The 19649-nt window shown below is 68.4% G+C and carries 17 protein-coding genes; 9 read left to right on the top strand and 8 right to left on the bottom strand.

Annotation, left to right across the window (positions count from 1 at the left end; genetic code table 11):
• The first annotated feature begins 15 nt into the window (after window positions 1-15).
• Entirely contained in the window at window positions 16-948 is a 933-nt protein-coding gene (gene kce / locus DPV79_RS08195; protein WP_021159186.1) for a 3,5-dioxohexanoate:acetyl-CoA acetone transferase, read from the top strand.
• 229 nt (window positions 949-1177) lie between these two features.
• Window positions 1178-2506, top strand: a complete 1329-nt coding sequence (locus DPV79_RS08200; protein WP_059591186.1) for an MFS transporter — start codon at window positions 1178-1180, stop codon at window positions 2504-2506.
• A 58-nt stretch (window positions 2507-2564) separates the two neighbouring features.
• On the opposite strand, the gene DPV79_RS08205 is transcribed toward DPV79_RS08200, so the two are convergent.
• Entirely contained in the window at window positions 2565-3887 is a 1323-nt protein-coding gene (locus tag DPV79_RS08205) for a TIGR00366 family protein (RefSeq protein WP_113045151.1), read from the bottom strand.
• A gap of 349 nt (window positions 3888-4236) precedes the next feature.
• Window positions 4237-5571 (bottom strand): chloride channel protein, encoded by a 1335-nt coding sequence (locus tag DPV79_RS08210; protein WP_113045152.1) that lies wholly within the window; start codon window positions 5569-5571, stop codon window positions 4237-4239.
• Window positions 5572-6221: 650 nt separating this feature from the next.
• Between DPV79_RS08210 and DPV79_RS08215 the strand changes: the two genes are divergently transcribed.
• Entirely contained in the window at window positions 6222-7364 is a 1143-nt protein-coding gene (locus DPV79_RS08215; RefSeq protein ID WP_059623055.1) for a porin, read from the top strand.
• A 235-nt stretch (window positions 7365-7599) separates the two neighbouring features.
• Complete coding sequence (locus DPV79_RS08220) at window positions 7600-7902, top strand: DUF4148 domain-containing protein (protein ID WP_059650759.1); 303 nt, start codon at window positions 7600-7602, stop codon at window positions 7900-7902.
• 150 nt (window positions 7903-8052) lie between these two features.
• Here the strand turns inward: DPV79_RS08220 and DPV79_RS08225 are convergent, their stop codons facing one another.
• Window positions 8053-9000 carry a LysR family transcriptional regulator gene (locus DPV79_RS08225; RefSeq protein WP_059814206.1) on the bottom strand — a complete coding sequence of 316 codons (948 nt, stop codon included), beginning with the start codon at window positions 8998-9000 and terminating at the stop codon, window positions 8053-8055.
• A gap of 199 nt (window positions 9001-9199) precedes the next feature.
• On the opposite strand from DPV79_RS08225, the gene DPV79_RS08230 reads away from it, so the two are divergent.
• Together DPV79_RS08230 and DPV79_RS08235 are read left to right on the top strand one after the other, a co-directional pair.
• Window positions 9200-11383 carry an FUSC family protein gene (locus tag DPV79_RS08230; protein WP_113045153.1) on the top strand — a complete coding sequence of 728 codons (2184 nt, stop codon included), beginning with the start codon at window positions 9200-9202 and terminating at the stop codon, window positions 11381-11383.
• Window positions 11384-11547: 164 nt separating this feature from the next.
• Window positions 11548-11760: a hypothetical protein gene (locus tag DPV79_RS08235; protein ID WP_113045154.1), complete on the top strand. Its 213-nt coding sequence runs from the start codon at window positions 11548-11550 to the stop codon at window positions 11758-11760.
• A gap of 144 nt (window positions 11761-11904) precedes the next feature.
• Here DPV79_RS08235 and DPV79_RS08240 read toward each other — a convergent pair whose 3' ends face one another.
• Together DPV79_RS08240 and DPV79_RS08245 are read right to left on the bottom strand one after the other, a co-directional pair.
• Window positions 11905-13014: a DmpA family aminopeptidase gene (locus tag DPV79_RS08240; protein ID WP_113045155.1), complete on the bottom strand. Its 1110-nt coding sequence runs from the start codon at window positions 13012-13014 to the stop codon at window positions 11905-11907.
• Between the two features lie 64 nt (window positions 13015-13078).
• A complete protein-coding gene (locus DPV79_RS08245; protein ID WP_059853679.1) occupies window positions 13079-14485 on the bottom strand; it encodes an APC family permease in 1407 nt (468 codons plus the stop codon).
• 125 nt (window positions 14486-14610) lie between these two features.
• Here DPV79_RS08245 and DPV79_RS08250 point away from each other — a divergent pair, with 125 nt between their 5' ends.
• Complete coding sequence (locus DPV79_RS08250) at window positions 14611-15411, top strand: helix-turn-helix transcriptional regulator (RefSeq protein ID WP_113045156.1); 801 nt, start codon at window positions 14611-14613, stop codon at window positions 15409-15411.
• A gap of 103 nt (window positions 15412-15514) precedes the next feature.
• Here the strand turns inward: DPV79_RS08250 and DPV79_RS42535 are convergent, their stop codons facing one another.
• The 3 genes from DPV79_RS42535 to DPV79_RS08265 all read right to left on the bottom strand — a co-directional run bounded on the left by DPV79_RS42535 (window position 15515) and on the right by DPV79_RS08265 (window position 17650).
• Window positions 15515-15703 (bottom strand): hypothetical protein, encoded by a 189-nt coding sequence (locus tag DPV79_RS42535; RefSeq protein WP_165843494.1) that lies wholly within the window; start codon window positions 15701-15703, stop codon window positions 15515-15517.
• A 13-nt stretch (window positions 15704-15716) separates the two neighbouring features.
• Window positions 15717-16022, bottom strand: coding sequence for a Panthothenate synthetase (locus DPV79_RS08260; RefSeq protein WP_021159202.1), 306 nt, complete (start codon window positions 16020-16022; stop codon window positions 15717-15719).
• Between the two features lie 188 nt (window positions 16023-16210).
• Window positions 16211-17650: a cytochrome P450 gene (locus DPV79_RS08265; RefSeq protein ID WP_113045157.1), complete on the bottom strand. Its 1440-nt coding sequence runs from the start codon at window positions 17648-17650 to the stop codon at window positions 16211-16213.
• An 87-nt stretch (window positions 17651-17737) separates the two neighbouring features.
• Here DPV79_RS08265 and DPV79_RS08270 point away from each other — a divergent pair, with 87 nt between their 5' ends.
• Window positions 17738-18673 carry a helix-turn-helix transcriptional regulator gene (locus DPV79_RS08270; protein ID WP_113045158.1) on the top strand — a complete coding sequence of 312 codons (936 nt, stop codon included), beginning with the start codon at window positions 17738-17740 and terminating at the stop codon, window positions 18671-18673.
• 132 nt (window positions 18674-18805) lie between these two features.
• On the top strand, window positions 18806-19636 hold the full coding sequence (locus tag DPV79_RS08275) for a GntR family transcriptional regulator (protein WP_021159205.1): 831 nt from the start codon (window positions 18806-18808) through the stop codon (window positions 19634-19636).
• The last annotated feature ends 13 nt before the right edge of the window (window positions 19637-19649 follow it).

Below are 19649 nucleotides of genomic sequence, written 5' to 3' on the forward strand. Positions count from 1 at the left end.
GAAAGGAATCCACCCGTGGCAAACGCTCGCAAAGTCATCATCACCTGTGCGCCGACCGGCGCGATCCATACGCCGTCGATGTCGCCGTACCTGCCCGTCACACCGCACGAAATCGAAACCGCCGCGGTCGCGGCCGCACGGGCCGGCGCGGCGATCCTGCACCTGCACGCACGCAACCCGTCCGACGGCAAGCCGACCCAGGATCCAGCCGTGTTCGCCGAATTCCTGCCGCGCATCAAGGCGCAGACCGACGCGGTGATCAACCTCACGTCGGGCGGCAGCCCGCACATGACGGTCGACGAACGGCTGCAGCCCGCGCTGCATTTCCAGCCCGAGGTCGCGTCGTTGAACATGGGCTCGATGAACTTCGGGCTGTACCCGATGCTCGAGCGCTTCCGCGAGCTGAAGCATCCGTGGGAGCGCGAACATCTCGAGAAAAGCCGCGATCTCGTGTTCAAGAACACGTTCGCGGACATCGAGACGATCCTCACGCGCTGCGGCGCGAACGGCACGCGGTTCGAATTCGAGTGCTACGACATCTCGCATCTGTACAACCTCGCGCACTTCGTCGATCGCGGGCTCGCGAAACCACCGTTCTTCGTGCAAAGCGTGTTCGGCCTGCTCGGCGGGATCGGCGCGCACCCGGAAGACCTGATGCACATGCGCCGGACGGCTGACCGCCTGTTCGGCAGCGATTACGTGTGGTCGATCCTCGGCGCGGGCCGCAACCAGATTCCGCTCGCGACGATCGGCGCCGCGCAAGGCGCGAACGTGCGCGTCGGGCTCGAGGATTCGCTGTGGATCGCGCCCGGCAAGCTCGCGGAATCGAGCGCCGCGCAAGTCCTGAAAATGCGGCAGGTGCTCGAAGGCCTGTCGCTCGAGATCGCGACACCGGCCGAGGCGCGCGCGATGCTCGCGCTCAAGGGCGGCGACGCGGTGAATTTCTGATCGCCGGGTCGCCACCCGAACACCCGCATCCGCATCCGCAAGCGCAGTGACAAGGCGCCGGCACGAACCGGCCGGCGCCAGGACGCCCTTGATCGCCCCGCTCCGTTCGAGCGCCGCCGGCGCGGCTCCGTCGACTGCCCATCCGCTGCCTGCCGCGCAGCGGCATTTGCCGAACGCGGCGCGCCGTGCTTGCCGTGCGCGCCGGTTCGCCCTTACCGGAGTCGTCCGCATGTCCACTCATCACGCTCAGGCCCTGTCGTCCGCCGCGACCGACGCGAACGCGTCGCTGAACCGGCTGCTGTTCCGCAAACTCATGCCGCTGCTGATCGCCGCGTACGTGATCAGTTTTCTCGACCGCACCAACATCGCGTTCGCCAAACATTCGATGGGCGTCGATCTCGGCATCTCATCGGCCGCGTACGGGCTCGGCGCAGGGCTGTTCTTTCTCACCTACGCGCTCTTCGAGATCCCGAGCAACCTGATCATGCATCGCGTCGGCGCACGCTTCTGGATCACGCGGATCATGATCACGTGGGGCGCGCTGTCGGTCGCGATGGCGTTCGTCCGCGGCGAGACGTCGTTCTACGTGATGCGCCTGCTGCTCGGCGTGGCCGAAGCCGGCCTGTTTCCCGGCGTGATGCTGTATCTGACGTACTGGTTCGGCCGGGAGGAGCGTGCGCGCGCCACCGGCTATTTCCTGCTCGGCGTGTGCATTGCGAATATCGTCGGCGGGCCGCTGGCCGGTGCGCTGATCGAACTCGACGGCACGCTCGGTTTCCACGGCTGGCAATGGCTGTTCGTCGTCGAAGGCATTCCGGCGATCCTGCTCGCGTTCGTCGTGTGGACACGATTGCCGGACCGTCCGAGCGCCGCGCCGTGGCTCGCCCCGGAAACCGGCCGCGCGCTCGAGCGCAAGCTGGCCGCCGAACAGGACGCGGGCGTCGCCGCGCACGGCGGCCACGCGTTCGGCGCCGCATTGCGCGACCCGCAGATCTGGCTCGCGATCTTCGTGTACTTCTGCCACCAGTTGACCATCTACACGGTGATCTTCTTCCTGCCGGGGATCATCGGCGCGTCGGGACGCCTGTCGCCGGTCGCGGTCGGATTGCTGACGTCGCTGCCCTGGCTCGCCGCCGCACTCGGGGCCGGCACGCTGCCTCGCTTCGCACGCGAGTCGCGTCATTCGCGGCGGATGCTGTGCGCAGGGCTCGCGATCATGGCGGCCGGGATGGTCGGCGCCGCGCATGCGTCACCGTTGGCGGGCCTGCTCTGCGTGTGCGTGTCCGCGTCGATGTTCTTCGTCGTGCAGTCGATCGTGTTCACGTTTCCGGCGTCGCGGCTCGCCGGCAGTGCGCTGGCCGGCGGGCTCGGGCTCGTGAATACGTGCGGGTTGCTCGGCGGCTTCGTCGGGCCCACCGTCGTCGGCGCGATCGAACAGGCGACCGGCAATGCAAAGAACGGGCTGACGCTGCTGGCGGCCGCGCTCGTCGTCGCGGCATTCGCGAGCCTCGCGTTGCGTCACGGGCACGAGCGCGCCGACGTGCGGTCGCGCGGCTGAAAGGCAGGCCGGAATCAGACCGGCGTGAGACGGGCTCCGCCCCGCCCGCCTCACGCCGTCAGAACAGATACATCCCCGCGATGAACACGACACCCGAGAACAGCAGCGTCGTCACGCAGTACCCCATGATGTCGCGCACCCCGAGCCCGGCAATCGCCAGCGCGGGCAGCGCCCAGAACGGCTGCGCCATGTTGGTCCAGGCCTCGCCGTACGCAATCGCCATCGCCGCCTTGCCGAGATCGGCACCGAGCGCCTGAGCCGCCGGCATCACGAACGGGCCCTGCACGACCCAGTGGCCGCCGCCCGACGGCACCGCGAAATTGATCACGGCCGAACTCAGGAACGCGAGCAGCGGGAACGTATGCACGTTCGCGATATCGACGAACCACTTCGTGATCACGCCCGCGAGCCCCGAGTGATCCATCAGCGCCTGGATGCCCGCGTAGAACGGGAACTGGATCATGATCCCCGACGCGCCGCGCGCCGCACCGGCCACCGCACGCGCATAGGCCATCGGCGTACGGTGCAGCAGGATGCCGGCCGCGAGGAACGCGAGGTTCACGGTGTCGATGTCGAGTGCGAAGCCCTTCTGCACGAACTTCAGCACGAGGAACGCCGCACACAGCGCCGCGACGAACACCGACAACGCACGGCTCTCCTCCATCCGCTCCGCGAACGTCGCGTCGGGCCCGAGCTGGCGCTCGACGCTCGGCGGTTCGGCCAGCAGCGCCGGATCGACGCTGACCACGTCGCCCGGCTTCGGCATCATCAGGCGCGCGAGGAACGGCAGCATCACGATCAGGCCGATCGTGATGAACGCGTTGTAACCGGTGAAGATCGTCTGCGACACGGGAATCAGCCCGATGGTCTTTTCCATCGGGTTGCCCTTCGTCGCCGCGACGAGCGGGACCGAACCCGACAATCCGCCGTGCCAGCTCAGGAAGCCCATGTACGCGGACGCGACGAGCAGCCGGTAATCGCTGCCGGCCACGCGACGCGCCACTTCGCGCGCGAGCATCGCGCCGAGCACGAGGCCGAAGCCCCAGTTGATCGCGCACGCGAGCGCGCCGACGAACGCGACGAGCATCACGCCCTGCCCCGGCGTGCGCGCGGTGCTCGCGAGCGCGACGAGCATGCGCTTCACGGGCGGCGAACTCGCGAGTGCGTGACCGGTGACGAGAATCATCACCATCTGCATCGAGAACGCGAGCAGGTTCCAGAAACCCGAACCCCACATCGTCGTGAGTTGGGCAGGCGTATTCGGCGTGAGGCCGAACGCGAGCGCGAACGTGACGATCGTCAGCAGGATCGCGAAAATCAACGGGTCGGGCAACACGCGGTGAACCACCTGCGTGAAAAAGCGGGAAATGCGCTGGATCAACTTGAGCTCCTCGTTTCCTGATAAGGACGTCCGCGCGTGTGATTGTGGGTTGATGCGCGGAAACGCGCGGATTCTTGCATAGAACCGGCGGGCGCGCTTTGGGATGCGCGGGGCCGCGATCGCGCGGCGGTACCGACAGGGAAACAGGAACAAATGGCGGGACGGGCTTGAGCCGCTTCGCAGCCGTGATCAGTGCATCGCGTTCGTCATGTCGTCCAGCGCCCGCGCTCCATCGCCTCGACCATCATGCCGAGTGTGAGCGACCGGCACGGATACAAATCGTCAATTCTCGGTGACCCGTTGGCGACAAAAGCGCAAACGTCGTTCGCTTCCTGGCTGCATGTGCGCATTAACGCATCGCCGCCGCACGCTCCTTGACCACCTCCATCGCCTTCGCCCGCCCCTCACTCCACCGCTGCGCCACCCGATACGCGACAAGCGACCCGGCCACGGCAAGCAGCATCGGCACGAGACTGTCGTGATCCGCGCGGGTGAACTCGAGCAGCAGCACGACCGCCGTGATCGGCATCTGCATCGACGCGGCGAGAAACGCGGTTGCACCGACGAGCGCGCAGGCACCGATCGATGCACCCGGCCACACGAGGCTCCAAAGCCCGCCGAGCACGACGCCGAGCAGCGCACCGTTCGCGAGGCCCGGCGTCAGCAGGCCGCCTTCCGCGCCGGCCCGCAGGCTGCCGGCCTCGATCAGCACCTTCAGCACAAGCAGCGCAGCGGCGAGGCCGATCGTCAGCGTGCCGTCGAAACCCAGCGACGCCGGGCCCTTGCCATTGCCGAGCAGTTGCGGCAAACGCATCGCGAGCACGCCGATCACCGCGAAGTTGAGCAGCGCGAGCACGGGCAGCCGCCCGTCTTTCGGCGCGTTCGCCCGGGCGCGCGTCGTGAGCCGCACGAAACCATATGCGGCGAAGCCGAACAGCGGCCCGCAGACGATCGACCATGCCACCAGCGGCATGCTCAGCATGAACGGCGGCACCGTGTACTGGTGTTCGTTGCCGAGGCCGATCCACGCAACGGCCGCCGCGATCGCCGACGTCGCGACCGCCACGACCAGCGCACGCAGTTCGAACGTGCCGAGCAGCACTTCGAGCACGAAGATCGCGCCGCCGAGCGGCACGTTATAGACGGCCGCGAGGCCCGCGCCCGCACCGCACGCGACCATCAGCCGGCAATCGTCGGGAGTGAGCCCCGCACGATGCGCAAGCTGCCCCGCCAGCAGCGATCCGATCTCGCGCGGAGCGACTTCGCGGCCTAGCGGCGAGCCGAGCGCGACGGTGACGATCTGCAGCAGCGCGTGAATCGTCGTGCTGACGACCGGCATCCGCGGATCGGCCGCGCGCACCGCGCGGCGGATGCTGACGAGCGGCCGGCCATACCGGTACAGCGCCCACCAGCCGCCGCCGGCGACGATCCCGCAGACGATCAGCACCGCGAGCCGGCGCAGCGGATCGGCGCCGGTCACGCCGGTGAGAAAGCTTTCGGTGCCGATCACGTGCGCGATGCTGTAGCCGAACGCGACGTGCTGGATCGCATGCAGCAGCAGCGCGAGCAGCATGCCGCCGAGACCCGCGCCGACGCCGGTCAGGATCGTGACGACGGCCATGCGCGCGAACGGGCTGGCGGCCGGCGAAGGGGATGCGGGAGCGGACGGGAGATCGGGGCGCATGAGGTTCGCGAATGGGATCGAAAAAGACGGCGCGCAACACGCACGCCGTCGTCAGGTCCGCATCGTAGGCCGGCGACAATCATGAGACAAACGTATTTTTCGAATCGACTCATGCGTTTGATGAATACACGAGGGCCGGCGGCCCGAGGCAGCCCGAAGTTCACCGCCCGCTTCAATGCGGATACGTGATGCGTTCCGGTTCACGCCGCACGATCGCCTTCCCGTTGCGGCGTATTCGCGAGAACGGCCGCGTGCTTCGAATCGGCAGGTCGCGCGATCCGGTTGACGAACCTGGATGAAGCACGTCGACGCGTGCACGCGCCCGCCTTTGAACGCGGGTGCTGCCGGTCGTGGGCGTGGGCACAGGCGAGCCGTTCTCCGCGCGCCAGTCGCACCGATCCACCGCGGCGCCCCGCCCCGCTCATGTTGCACCGACGCGACAGCACGCCCGCGACGGAGGCATACCGCCCGCGTGCGACCGTGCAAAAACCACCACTGTCACGCGCGCACCGCGCGTCGTGTCAGTTTTGTGAACGACTCTTGCCCGATCCGGAAAGGTGCCCTCGCGGCCCCCGGCGGCCTTGCGCGCGGGTTGCGTTCCTATACTTGCGCCGAACTTTTGTTCCCCTTCCCACACGCAGGAGCCTCACTTGAAAAAAACCCTCGTCGCCGGCGCATGCACCGCCACGCTGTTCGCCCCGCTCGCTCACGCACAGAGCTCGGTCACGCTGTACGGCCTGATCGATGCCGGCATCGTCTACACCAACAACGCCAACGGCGCGTCGCTGTGGCGCCTGAACAGCGGCACCGTCAACGGCAGCCGCCTCGGGTTTCGCGGCACCGAGGATCTCGGCGGCGGCCTGAAGGCGCTGTTCGTGCTCGAGAACGGCTTCAACGTGAACAACGGCGGGCTCGGGCAGGACGGCAAGCTGTTCGGCCGCCACGCGTACGTCGGCCTGAGCCAGAACGGCTATGGCACGCTGACGCTCGGCCGCCAGTACGACACGATGGTCGATTTCGTCGCGCCGCTGTCCGCCACGGCCGGCGACCTCGGCGACACGAGCTTCGCGCATCCGTTCGACAACGACAACCTGAACCACTCGCTGCGCATCAACAACGCGGTCAAGTACACGAGCGAGACGTATGCGGGCTTCAAGGTCGGCGCGATGTACGCGTTCTCGAACGCGACCAGCTTCGGCGCGAACCGTGCATACAGCGTCGCGGCGAGCTACACGAACGGCCCGCTGAAGCTGGCCGGCGCGTACCTGCAGATGAACGGCACGAAAGGCTCGACGAGCGCGAGCCCGGGCGCGACCGACGCGGCCGAAGCGAAGAGCCTGAACCAGGGCGGCTGGTCGATCGGCTCGGACCGCATGCGTTCGTACGGCGGCGGCATCAGCTACGGGTTCGGCCCGGCCACCGTCGGCTTCGTCTATACGCGCTCGCAGTACGACAACACGGGCTCGTTCGGCTCGACCGGCCAGGTCGCGTTCAACAACTACGACGTGAACGTGCGCTATGCGGTGACGCCGGCCGTCAGCCTCGGCGCGGCCTACGTGTACACGGACGCCAGCGTGTCGAACCCCGACAGCAGGCACGGCACCGATCCGAAGTGGCACCAGGTCGACCTGCAGGCCGTCTACAAGCTGTCGCGCCGCACGGATGTCTACGCGGAAGCGATGTATCAGCATGCATCGGGCCGCGGCTACCAGGCGTTCATCGACGGCTCGGGCGGCGCATCGAGCACCGCGAACCAGATCGTCGGCACGATCGGCATGCGCACGCGCTTCTGATCGACGCAATGCATCGCCGCCCGACGCTCACGCACCTGCGTTCGCATGCGGGTTCGTGTGCGGCGGGTGGCGGCCGGCGGCCGGCGGCCGGCGCATCAATGTTGTTCCATCTGGAAGGCAGCCTGCCTGGAATCGGGGTTTTTACGCGCTCGGGCGCTGCGTAGACTGCCAGCGAAGGTCGGGGGCACGCATCGCGCGTCGCGCCGGCCACCTACCCCGTACCCAGGAGAACCTCGTGAAATCGCTCGTCGTTACCGCCGCCGCTGCCGTCCTGCTCGCTGCACCGGCCCTGTCGTTCGCCCAGTCGGCAAAGTCGCCCGTCACGCGCGCGCAAGTGCTGCAGGAGCTGATCGACCTCGAATCGGTCGGCTACAACCCGGCGCGCGGCGAATCCATCAACTATCCGGACGACATCCTGGCGGCACAGGAGCGGCTCCACGAAAAACGCCTCGCGCAACAGAAGGCCGCGCGCGCCGCATACGGCCCTGCCGGCGAGCCGGCAACGGAATCGGGCGCGGCGGCAAAGCCCGCGCTGTAACGACATGACGATGCGCCGCGCCCACGGAGAGGATGTACCGTGGGCGCGGCGCGTCGCGTTGGCGTGATTGGCGAAATTCGCGTGAAGAGGAGAAGCCGGCTGAAGAGAAGAAACCGGCGATACGGCGATGCGCCGATATGCGTCGGCCGCTCAGGCGGCCTGCGGTTCGCGGTCGATCGCGTTCAGCATCTCGACGTCGCGCGCGATCATCCCCGGCACCTGGGCACGCAGCATCTCGACCCACGTCCGCACCTTCGCATCGACGAAGCGGCGCGACGGATACAGCGCGTACACGTTCATCTTCTGCAGGATGTGCGCGGGCAGCACGCGCACGAGCGTGCCGTCGCGCAGCGCGTCGATCGCCGAGTAAAGCGGCAGCATGCCGATCCCGATGCCGTCGCGGATCGCGAGCGCGAGCGACTCGGCCGTATTGGTCTGCACCGGCCCCGCGACGTGGATCTGCTCGACGCCCTCGGGCCCTTCGAGCACCCATTCGTGCGTCGGGAACGCCGGCGTGCACAGCGTCAGGCACGCGTGCGCGGCGAGATCCTGCGGACGGGTCGGCGCGCCGTGGCGTTTCACGTAGTCGGGCGACGCGCACAGGATGCTGAAGGTCGAGCCGAGCAGGTGCGACACGAGCTCCGAATCGGGAAGCGACGACGCGGTCACGACGGCCATGTCGCTCGTCCCGTCGAACAGGTCGGGCATGCGCTGCGATAGCGACAGTTCGATCGACACGTCCGGAAACTGCGCGTGATAGCGCGTCAGTGCGGGCAATACATAGTGATGGCCGACGCTCGCGAAGCTGTGCATGCGCAGCACGCCGGCCGGCCGTTCGTGCGCGCAGCTCGCCTCTTCTTCCGCGCGGTCGACGTCGGCGAGGATCTGGCGGCAGCGCCGCAGATAGCTTTCGCCGGCCGACGTGAGCGCGAGGCGGCGCGTCGAACGATTCATCAGACGGGTACGCAAGCGCGCCTCGAGCTCCGACACCGCGCGCGACATCGCACCCGTCGTCGAATTCAGCGATTGCGCGGCGGCAGTGAAACTGCCCGTCTCGACGACACGCGAAAACACCCGCATGTTTTGTAGGGTATCCATTCCTGTGAGCAACCTGTAGCGGAGCCGCTATTTTCCTCCACTGGATGCGACAGATTGTTACTCCGGCTGCAACTATCGTTTCCCCGCAGCTGCGTTAATGCGCGGGCGCCGCGCTCCTACAATCGGCGCCTCATCAGTCGAACGGACCCGTTCGGACGTGCCGTGCACCTCGCCGGCCCCGTACCGGCCCCCTCTTTTCATGAAGCCACAACCTGCGATCGAGCAACCTTCCATCGAACCGGCACGATGGAGAGCATGGCTCGATCCACTCGGCGACGCGGCACGCGACTGGGCCGCGAGCGACGGGCTGATCTGGCTGCACCTCGCGAAAACCGTGTTCGCGGCGCTGCTTGCGATGGGCATCGCGATGCGCCTGGAGATGTCGCAGCCGCGCACCGCGATGACGACCGTGTTCGTGCTGATGCAGCCGCTGTCGGGGATGGTGTTCGCGAAGAGTTTCTACCGCGTGCTCGGCACGGCGGCCGGCCTCGTCGCCGCGCTCGCGCTCGGCGGGCTGTTCGCGCAGCAGCCCGAGCTGTACATGGCCGGCATCACGCTGTGGATCGGCAGCTGCATCGCGCTCGCGGTGCGCAACCGCCACTTCCGCTGGTACGGCTTCGTGCTCGCCGGCTATACGGCCGCGCTGATCGGCCTGCCGGCCGTGATGACGCCGCAGACGCTGTTCCAGTCCGCGCTCACGCGCGCCGCGGAAGTCGCGCTCGGCATCGCCTGCTCGGGCGCGGTCAGCGCGCTGATCCTGCCGCTCAGCTCCGCGAAGGCGCTGATGCGCTCGCTGGGCACCCGCCATGCGACGTTCGCGGCGTTCACGGCCGGCGCACTCGCGGGCGACGTCGCGCGCGGCGATTTCGAGCGGCGCTTCGCGGATTTCGTCGACGACATCGTCGGCTTCGAGGCCAATCGCGCGTTCGCGTCGTTCGAGGATCCGCACATTCGCGCGCGCAGCCGCCGGCTCGCGCGGCTGAACAGCGAGTTCATGAACGCGTGCACGCGGCTGCATGCGCTGCACCAGCTCGTCAAGCGGCTGCGCGCGAACGGCTCGGACGCGGTGCTCGATGCGCTCGCGCCGCATGTCGATGCGCTCGCGCAGCGTTTCGCCGCGCTGCGCGACGAGCGGCAGCGCGGCATCGCGCCGGCCGCCGGTGCACTGCTCGATCTGCGCCGCTTCCACAGCGCGTTGCCGAAAGCCGCGCGCGCCTCGCGGCGAAACATCGAGGAACATGCGCCCGGCGGCCTGCTCGACTTCGATACCGCGATCGAGCTGCTGTACCGCTTCATCGGCGAATACCTCGGCTACGCCGACACCTATGCGTCGCTCGATCAGGACGACCATGCGTTCGAGCGCTCGGTCACGCATTACGCGGTGAAGACCAATACGTTTTTCGTCGGCTTCGCGTTCCTGCGCACGGTCGTCGCCGTCGGTGCGATGAGCGTGTTCTGGATCGCCTCCGAATGGCCAAGCGGCCCGCTTGCCGTGACCGCCACCGCGATCGCGTGCGCGCTCAGCTCGACGTCGCCGCGCGCGCCGAAGTTCGTGGCGCAGATGAGCGTCGGCGCGGCATTCGCGACCGCCGTCGGCTACCTGTTCCTGTGCTACGTGTATCCGAACATCGACGGCTTTCCGCTGCTGTGCGCGGCGCTCGCGCCGGTGCTCGGCGTCGGCGCGTTTCTCGCGATGCGGCCGGGACTGTCCGGCTACGGGATCGGCTTCGCGGTGTTCTTCTGCCTGCTCGCCGGCCCCGACAACGCGATCGCGTATACGCCCGAGGTGCTGATCAACAACGGCCTGGCCGTCGTCATCGCGATGCTCGCGTGCTCGCTCGTGTTCGCGGTCGTGTTCCCGACTCACATGCCGTGGCTCACGGGCCGCATCGCGCACGACCTGCGCCGCCAGGTCACGCTGGCGTGCGACGGCGCGCCGGACGGCCTCGCGCAGCGCTTCCAGTCGAGCACCCACGACCTGATGGCGCAACTGCGCACGCTGCTCGTGCGGCGCACGCGGCAGCATCGCGACGCGCTGCGCTGGATGCTGTCGACGCTCGAAGTCGGCCACGCGGTGATCGACCTGCGCGACGAAATGAACGCGTTCCGCGCATCGAAACCGCCGCAGACGCTGCGCTGGACCGGCTCGGTCGACGCGGTGCTGCACGAGCTGCCGCGCTTCTTCGACGATCCGACGCCCGGCCATCACGCACGCACGCTGAAATCGGTGAATCTCGCGATCCGCGCCGCGCAGCACGCGCTGCAGGCGTGGTATGCGGTGCCCAACGAACGGCATCGCATGCAGCGCATCGTCGGCTGCCTGCACTTCATGCGCAGCGCGCTGCTGGACAAGGACGCGCCGTTCAACCGGCATCGCCATTGATGCCATCGATGCCGTCGACGCCCTTGACGATCGGTGCGTGCGCAACGGGATCCTTGTTCCGGATGGAAATATGCTCTACAGGCGCGGTGATTAATCTTTAAGCAGTGCGAGCCTATAGTTTCCTCACTGCCAGCGAGACTGGCACTCACCCAGGAGAAACCGAAATGAAGCCGCTGCACCTCGCCCTCGTTGCCCTGTCGCTCACCGCTGCTGTCGCTCACGCACAGCCGGCACCGGCAGACGACGCACAGCAACAGGCGAACCGCGTCGAAGCCGTGAAGGCCGCCGGCCGCGTCGATCGTACGCAATCGAAGCAGGACGACCCGAACGCCTGCGTCGGCCCCGTCAGCTTCTGCAACATCTACTTCGGCAGCTGAGCATGACGCCGCGTCGTCACGGCCAGGCCCGCACCGCCCGCATGACCTGCGCGGGCGAGCGGCGGCCCGGCCGATCGCGGCCCGGCCGATCGCCGCATCGCCGCTCCACCCCACGCCGCTTCGATTGAAGCGGCGCATGCCGTTTCAGGCGCCGCGCCCCGGCCGCCAGCCCACCTCGCGCAACGCATCCAGCAAGCGCGCCTGCCCCAGCCCTTCGACCCGCGCACCGCGCGACTCGACGTCGCCGCCCGCGACGAGCGCGTTCACGATCGCTTCCTCCACCGCTTCCGCCGCCGCGACGAACAGCGCGGAAATATGGTCGTTGTTGACCATCTTCACGCCGGTGGTCGGCGCCCCCTTGCTGCCGTAGTTCGCCGCCGGCAGGCCGTTGTTGCCCGTGGCGAACGCAAGGAAGATGTCGCCGCTCGAATCCTCCGTGCCGCCGCCGACCCGCGCGAGCCCGACACTGGCACGCTGCGCGAGCCGCGTGCATTGATGAGGCAACAACGGCGCGTCGGTCGCGATCGTCACGACGATCGAGCCCATCCCGGCCTCGCCCTGCGCGTCCGGCGCGCGGAACGGCGAAGGCACGTGCCGCAGCACTTCGCCGACCGGATAGCCGGCCACGCGCAGCATCTCGCGCACGCCGTAGTTCGCCTGGACGAGCGCGCCGACGGTCCAGCCGCCCGCATCGGCCGCGAGCACGCGCGACGCGGTGCCGATGCCGCCCTTGAACTCGTGGCAGATCATGCCCGTGCCGCCGCCCACGCCGCCTTCGGCAACCGGGCCCGTCTGCGCGGCGGCCAGCGCGCGCTGCACATGCGCGGCGCTCACGTGCTGCCCCCAGATGTCGTTCAGCAGGCCGTCATAGGTTTCCATCACGACCGGCATGCACCAGTACACGCGGCCCGCCGCCGCTTCGCGTTCGTTCGCGACGAGTGCATCGCGCACCGCGCCGACGCTGTGCGTGTTCGTATAGGCGATCGGCGTGGTGAGCAGCCCGGCTTCGCGGATCCATTCGAGCCCTGTTGCATCGCCGTTGCCGTTCAGCACGTGCACGCCCGCGAAACAGGGCGAATCGTGCGCGGCGCCCGCGCGCGGCTCGATGACGGTGACGCCGGTGCGGATCGATGCGTCGCCGTTCTCCTCGTTCAGCGTGCAATGTCCGACCCGCACGCCCGGAACGTCCGTGATCGCGTTGAAGCGGCCCGGTGTGCCGAGTCCGATGCGGATGCCGAGATCCCTCGTGCGCATGATGCAGTTCCTCCAGTCTTTCAGTGGTTCGCTATATCGGTGTTGCATGGTGTCGATCCGTCGCTCAGAGCGCGCGGAATGCCTCGCTGTGTCGCGCCCACACCCCGTACATCACGAGTGCGGCGACCAGCAGCCCTCCGATGATGATGAGGTCGGTCGGTTTCGTGGCTGTGGCCAGCGTCGTGTAGAGCGTGTACGCGGCGCCCGCCACCGCGACGAGCGGCGTCACGGGCCACAACGGCATCCGGTAATGATGCTCGACGTCGCGGCGCACGAACCGGCTCGCGAGCGCGGCCAGCCCGACGACCAGGTAGATCAGCAGCAGCAGGTCGACCGTGAACGCGGTCAGCTCGTCGAGGCTCGACACGAACACGAGCCCCGCCGACGGCACCGCCAGCGCGATCGTCGCGAGCCACGGCGATTCGAGACGCGGGTGGATCGTCGAGAAGGCACGGTTGCAGGTGCGCGACCAGAGCGCGTGCCGGCCGCTGCTGTACAGCAGCCGGCCCATCGTGATCACGATCGCGATGATCGCGTTGAACACCGACAGGAAGATCCCGCCGCTGACCACGCGTGACACGGCCGGGTTGCTGAGCGAACGCACGACATAGCCGATCGGGTCGGCACTCTTCGTCAGCTCGGTCAGCGACGGCGCGCCGAGCACGATCGCGGTGAGCGGAATCAGTTCGACGACGAGGATCACGAGCAGCGAGTAGATCACCGCCTTCGCGACGTTGCGGTTGCCGCCGCGCAGGTCTTCCGCGAGATACGCGGCCGATCCGAAGCCGTTGTAGCAGAAGATCGCCGTGCCGATCGCCGGAACGATCGCGGCCAGCGTCGCGGGCACGAGCGCGTTGCCGCTCGCGACGACCGGCGCGACCAGCGCGTCGGCGCCGCGATGCGGGGAACCGAAGCCGAGCCCCGCGATCAGCATCAGCACGCCGATCTCGACCACCAGGAACGCACCCGTGATCCACGCGTTCGTCTTGATGTTCAGCATGCCGAGCACGTAGCTGAGCAGCACGATCGTCAACGCGACCGACTGGTTGCTGAAGTGCGTGCCGAGCGCATTGTTCAGGTAAGGCGCGGCGCCGCTCGCGAGCACGGCCGGGATGAACACGCTGACGGACAGCACCGTGATGAAGGTCAGGTAGCCGGGCAGCGTGCCGAACACGCGCTTGGCCATCACGTACTCGCCGCCCGCGCTGCGGTGCGCGGCGCTGAGTTCCGCGTAGCAGAGCGCGAACGCGAGCGCGAGCACGCCGCCGAGCACGAACGACAGCACGGCGCCGCTGCCGGCCTGCTGGATCGCGAACGGCGCGATCACGAAGATCGAGCTGGCCGGGGTCACGCCCGATACGGTGATCATCACCGCATCGCGCACGCTGAGCGTCTGCGACAGCGCGCGCGGCGCGTCCTCCGTTGCAGGCGCCGCTTGCAGCGTGCCCGTCGATTCCGACATCATCGCCATTTCGTTTCTCCTGTTCCGCGCTTTTTTGAACGCCCATACTCGGGCCCGACTGATTGCGTGGCAGTCTAGGAAGCCAATTTCAGGACTGCTATTCCCCCTTCGTGTTACGCCCTTCCGGTGGTGGTATGGATCGTCTCTTTTCCGAAATCGCGATGCACCAGGCGCTCGGCCGCACAATCGATCACCTCGGCCAGCCGCGCTTCTGGCGCTTCCTGGTGCTGCTGCTCAATGAAATGGCGCCGTTCGACAACGCGCTCGCGACCGCGATCGGCCCCGACGGGGTGCCGCTCGTGCTCGAGGAATACGACACGGGCGGCACCGATGCCGCGTCGCCCGTGCCGCTTTACCTGAACGGCGTGTATCTGCTCGACCCGTTCCTGCAGGCCGCGCACGACGGGCTCGCCGATGGCTGTTACCGGCTCGAGGAAGTCGCGCCCGACCTGTTCCGGCAGAGCGAGTATTTCCTGAGCTATTTCCGCGACGCGGTGGGCGACGACGAGATCCAGATCCTCGTGCGGCCGAGCGCCGACATGCTGCTGTCGCTGTCGCTCGGCGCGGGCACGCGTTTCGACGTCGAGCCGCTCGGCAAGCTGACGGCCGCGATGCCGTGGGTGCTCGCGGCGATCCGGCAGCACTGGCGGCTGGTGGGCGACGCGGCACGCGCGACGCCCGACGCCGATCTCGGCGCGCGGGTCGAGCAGGCACTCGCCCGCTTCGGCGCGGGCGTGCTGACCGATCGCGAGATGTCGATCGCGAGAATGGTGCTGCGCGGCAACTCGTCGAAGGCGATCGCCGAGCGGCTCGCGATTTCGCCGGAAACGGTGAAGGTGCACCGGCGGCACCTGTACGCGAAGCTCGGGATTTCTTCGCAGCCCGAGCTGTTCTCGCGCTTCATCCAGGCGCTGGGGGAAGACGCGGCCGGATGACCACCCCGATCCGGACGGATGGCAACCGGCGGTCTTCACGTTCCTGCCGGAACCCGGCGCCACGACGGGGAATGCCGGCGGCGCAGCGTCCGACATGCGAGATTCAATGGAACGAACGGTTCTTTTTCGTATGCTTTGCCGCGGCGGCGCTGAGCGGCCTGCTGTTGCTGCTGCCGTTGCGACCGAAGGACAGGCAGGCGGCGAACGTCGAGCCGCCACCGGCTGCGCGATAGCCGGCGCGCGAACGCCGCGCGATGCCGCTCACCCGGTTTTCGGGCAGCGGCACACGCATGCGCGGCTCCCCGCTACCGCCACTTCGCGCCGAGTTGCGCGAGCCCGGCGTTCCGGAGATCGTCCGGCAACATCACCACGCGGAACTCGCAGTCGGCATTCAACATCAGGAACCACGGCTCCGCGAGCGCGGGGATCTGCGACGGGTCATCCACGTTGACGATCGCGACCGCCCCGCGACCGCCGCCCTGCTCCGTGAAATACACGGCCTCCGGCTTGACCGCTTCGAGTATTCGCGAGATCACGTCGCCGACGCTGCCGTCCCGCACCAGCGTGTTGAACGGCTCGTGAGGGATTCGTATGTTGAGAAGCATGCGCATGACCATCCTCCTTGGGCGCCACCCGGCCTGGGCCCTTCAAGCATAGGTGCTGCGCGATGCCGCGCCAGTGGCGCCGAAAGCGATTGCCGGCACGCCTTCACATTCCGACGATTCGACGACACCGCATCGCGCGAACGGCATGCGCTGGCGCGATGCCGGCCCCGTCGAATCGGCCGCTCATGCCCCCGTCATTCCGAGACCGTAGCGGCCGCCAGCTCCGTCGGCGTGATCGCCAGATGCAACGCCTGCTGCGGTCGCAGCGTGACGTTCAGCACCGCGCGCGGCGGCGCCATGCCGGGCGGCACCGACAGCACGTAGCGCTGCAGGACCATGGCGGCCACGACCGTCATCTCCGTCATCGCCAGATGCTGCCCGAGGCACACGCGCGGGCCCGTGCCGAACGGCATCCAGGCGCCGCGCGGCAGCGCCGGCGCATCGTCGGCGAAGCGTTCGGGGCGGAACGTATCGGGCTCGGGGAACCATCGAGGATCGCGCTGCATCAGTTGCAGCGGCAGCATGAACAGCGTGCGCGCGGGAAACTGCCACGCGCCCAGCGCGATCGGCCGCGCTGCGCGACGGCTGATCAGGATCGGCGCGGACGGGTACAGGCGCAGCGTTTCGTCGAGCGTCTGCGACAGGTAACGCAACGACGTGCGCGTCTCGGCCGACGGCGCACGACCGCCCAGCACGCGGGACACCTCGTCGCGCGCGGCGGCTTGCACGGCCGGATTCGCGGCCATGCACCATGCCCACCAGGTCAGCGCCCCGGCGGTCGTCTCGTGGCCGGCCAGGAACGCGGTCACGCATTCGTCGTGCACGGCCCGCAGCGGCCATTTCCGCGCATCGGCCCGATGCAGCCGCAACAGGCGTGACAGCAGATCGTCGGGCCAGGTACGCTCGGGCCGGTCGAGGCGCGCATGCAGCTGCCGGTCGATCACCCCTTTCAGCACCGCCATCGCGCGTGCCGTGCGGCGCTTCCACGGCACCCAGCTCGGCGTGCTCACCGGCTGGTAAAACGCCGCGTTCGCCGCGGCGCTCACCACGCGCACCGCCTCTTCGGCCGCGCGCGCATCGCCGCCGATCGTATCGGAGAACATCGTGCGCATGATCACGTCCATCGCCAGCGACGTCAGCGCGCTTTCGATCGGCCACTCCGGATCATGCGCGGGCCATTGCGCGAGCGCATGACCGGCCGTCGCCGCGATCGCCGGAACGAACGCCTGAACCGGCTTCGGCATGAAGCCGGGCTGCAGCGCCTGCCGCTTGTCGCGCCACGCATCGCCCTCGGCGACCAGCACGCTTTGGCCGTGGACCTCCGCGAAGACACGGATGGCGCGCTCCCAGCGCCCGAGCGCATCGTGGTGCGTGACCAGCAGCTCGCGCACGAGCGCCGGATCGGTCACGACCACGGCATGCTCGGGCCGCACGCGCAAGTGCACGACGTCGCCGTAGGTGCGCTGCCAGTCGCCAAGCGCGCCGATCAGGTCGCGCGACATCGTGCGCAGCAACCCCCAACCCGTCAGGCCGGCGGGCGGCCCCGGCGGCCATACGCCGGGCGGGTGAAGCACGGGCGCCGCCGCAGCGGTGCCCGCGTGGAATGGACATTGGGAAGAGGATCGTGTGTTCATGTGCCGGATTCTCCGCATCGGTGCGGCGGCGGTCTTGAACGCAAACGACATCGACACGCGTTGGCCCCGTCCCTATACTGCGGCGTCATGTTCTCCGGCCCGCCATCGATTCCGCTGTCATGTCCCGATCCGCTTGCCCGCGCGCCTCGCGTCGCGGGCGGCGGGCGGCTGCCGCATGCGCGGCTGCATCCCGCGCCTGCCGCGCTGCAGGGCGCGGTGGTCGCGATCGTTCTGTGCGACTCGCGCGGCGTCGCGTCGAGCGACGCGCAGCGGCTTTCGCATTTTCCGGCCACGCCGCTCGTCTGCGTGTCGTGGTACCGGGATCTCGACGTGGGCTTCATCGAGCCCGCCCCCGACGGCCCGCGGTGGCGCCCCTTCGGCGCGGCGGCGACGCTGTCGGGCAGCCATTCGTCTCCCACCGTCGCGTGGGCGCCGACGGGCGGGCTGATCGGCATGATCTGTTTCACCGCCGACGCCGCGCGGACGTTGTTCGGCATCGCGCTGCCGGACATCCACGACCGCGTGCTCGATGCACACGCGTGCCTCGGCCGCGACTGGCACCCGCTGCTCGATGCACTGCTCGGCGCGGATGGCGACGCGGAGGTGCTGGCGGCGATCGATCGTCATCTCGCGCCTCGCTGGCGGGCGCTGCGGCCCGCGACGCCGCTGTCTTCGCTTCGCAATGCGGGGCGCAGCTGGGTCGAGCGTCTCGCGCTGCAGGCGCGCGAGTGGCGCGGCACACACAGCCCGCGCCAGGTCGAACGGCGCATCAAGACCTACAGCGGCCGATCGCTGCGCGAATGGCAGGCGCTCGTCAGGACGGAAAGCGCGTTCTTCGCGGCGCGCGACCGGTTCGAAGCCGGCACCGCGTTCAACTGGGCGACGCTCGCGCTCGACGAAGGATTCGCCGACCAGGCGCACCTGAGCCGCGAGGTCAAGCGCATCACGGGATTCTCGCCGAGCGAATTCACGCAGCGCTTCATCGAAGACGAATCGTTCTGGATGTACCGGCTGTGGGTGTGACGCACGGCGGCGTCACGGCCCTGCCTCGCGAATGGCGCCATACATTCCAAGAGTAGAATGTTGGGCATTGACAGGCGCCATGCCTGCCCCGCCCGGTCACCCCGCCACCCGCACGATTCCAGGAGCCCGTGATTGAACCCGTCGTCGCCCGCCGAACGCAAAGGGGTCGCCCTTTATGCGCGGATTGCCAGCCTGCTTCGCGGACGAATCCATCAAGGCGAGTGGAAGCGCGGCGACCAGTTGCCGCCGATTCCCGAGCTGTGCGCGTTCTATCGGGCGGGCACGATCACGGTGCGCCAGGCGCTGGCCGAACTGAGCGCCGAAGGGCTCGTGAGCAGTGCCCGCGGGCGCGGCACGTTCGTCACGGCCGATGTCCTCTCTCCCCCGGATAACCCGGCGCTGCGCGCCGCGATCAACGATCCGCTGCAACTCGCACCCGGCCAGACCCTGCGCGTGCTGCTGCGCGAAGCCGTGACCGCGCTGCCCGCCGCGTTGCAGACGGGCCAACCCATGCGCGCCGCCTACATGCGGATCCGCACGCTTCAGCTGCACGACGGCGCGCCTTACGGCGTGATGGACAGCTACGTCGCGCGGGAAACCTACGACCGGTTTCCGAAGGGCAGCGACGCGCGGCGCAAGGTCGGTTATCTCGTCCGTCAATACAACCGTCTTCCGCTCGCGAAGGCACGCCAGGAAATCACGGCCGCCTATGCGGACCAGGAGACGGCCGACCTGCTCGCGTCGGACGGTGCCGACTTCAGCATGGCCGACATGCTGATCCGCATGCGCCGCTGGTGGACCGACGGCGACGGCTGCATCGTCCATGCGGGGCTCTACCTGTATCGCGCCGACCGTTTCGTGCTCGACATCACGCACGATCTCGACGGTAACGACCGGAGCGCCGACTTGATCCCGTCACCGCGTGCCGGAACCCGGAAAGGCACGCGCAAGCCGGCGGCCTGACCCGCCTGCCCCG

The organism is Burkholderia reimsis (assembly GCF_003294055.1).
Lineage (GTDB): Bacteria > Pseudomonadota > Gammaproteobacteria > Burkholderiales > Burkholderiaceae > Burkholderia > Burkholderia cepacia.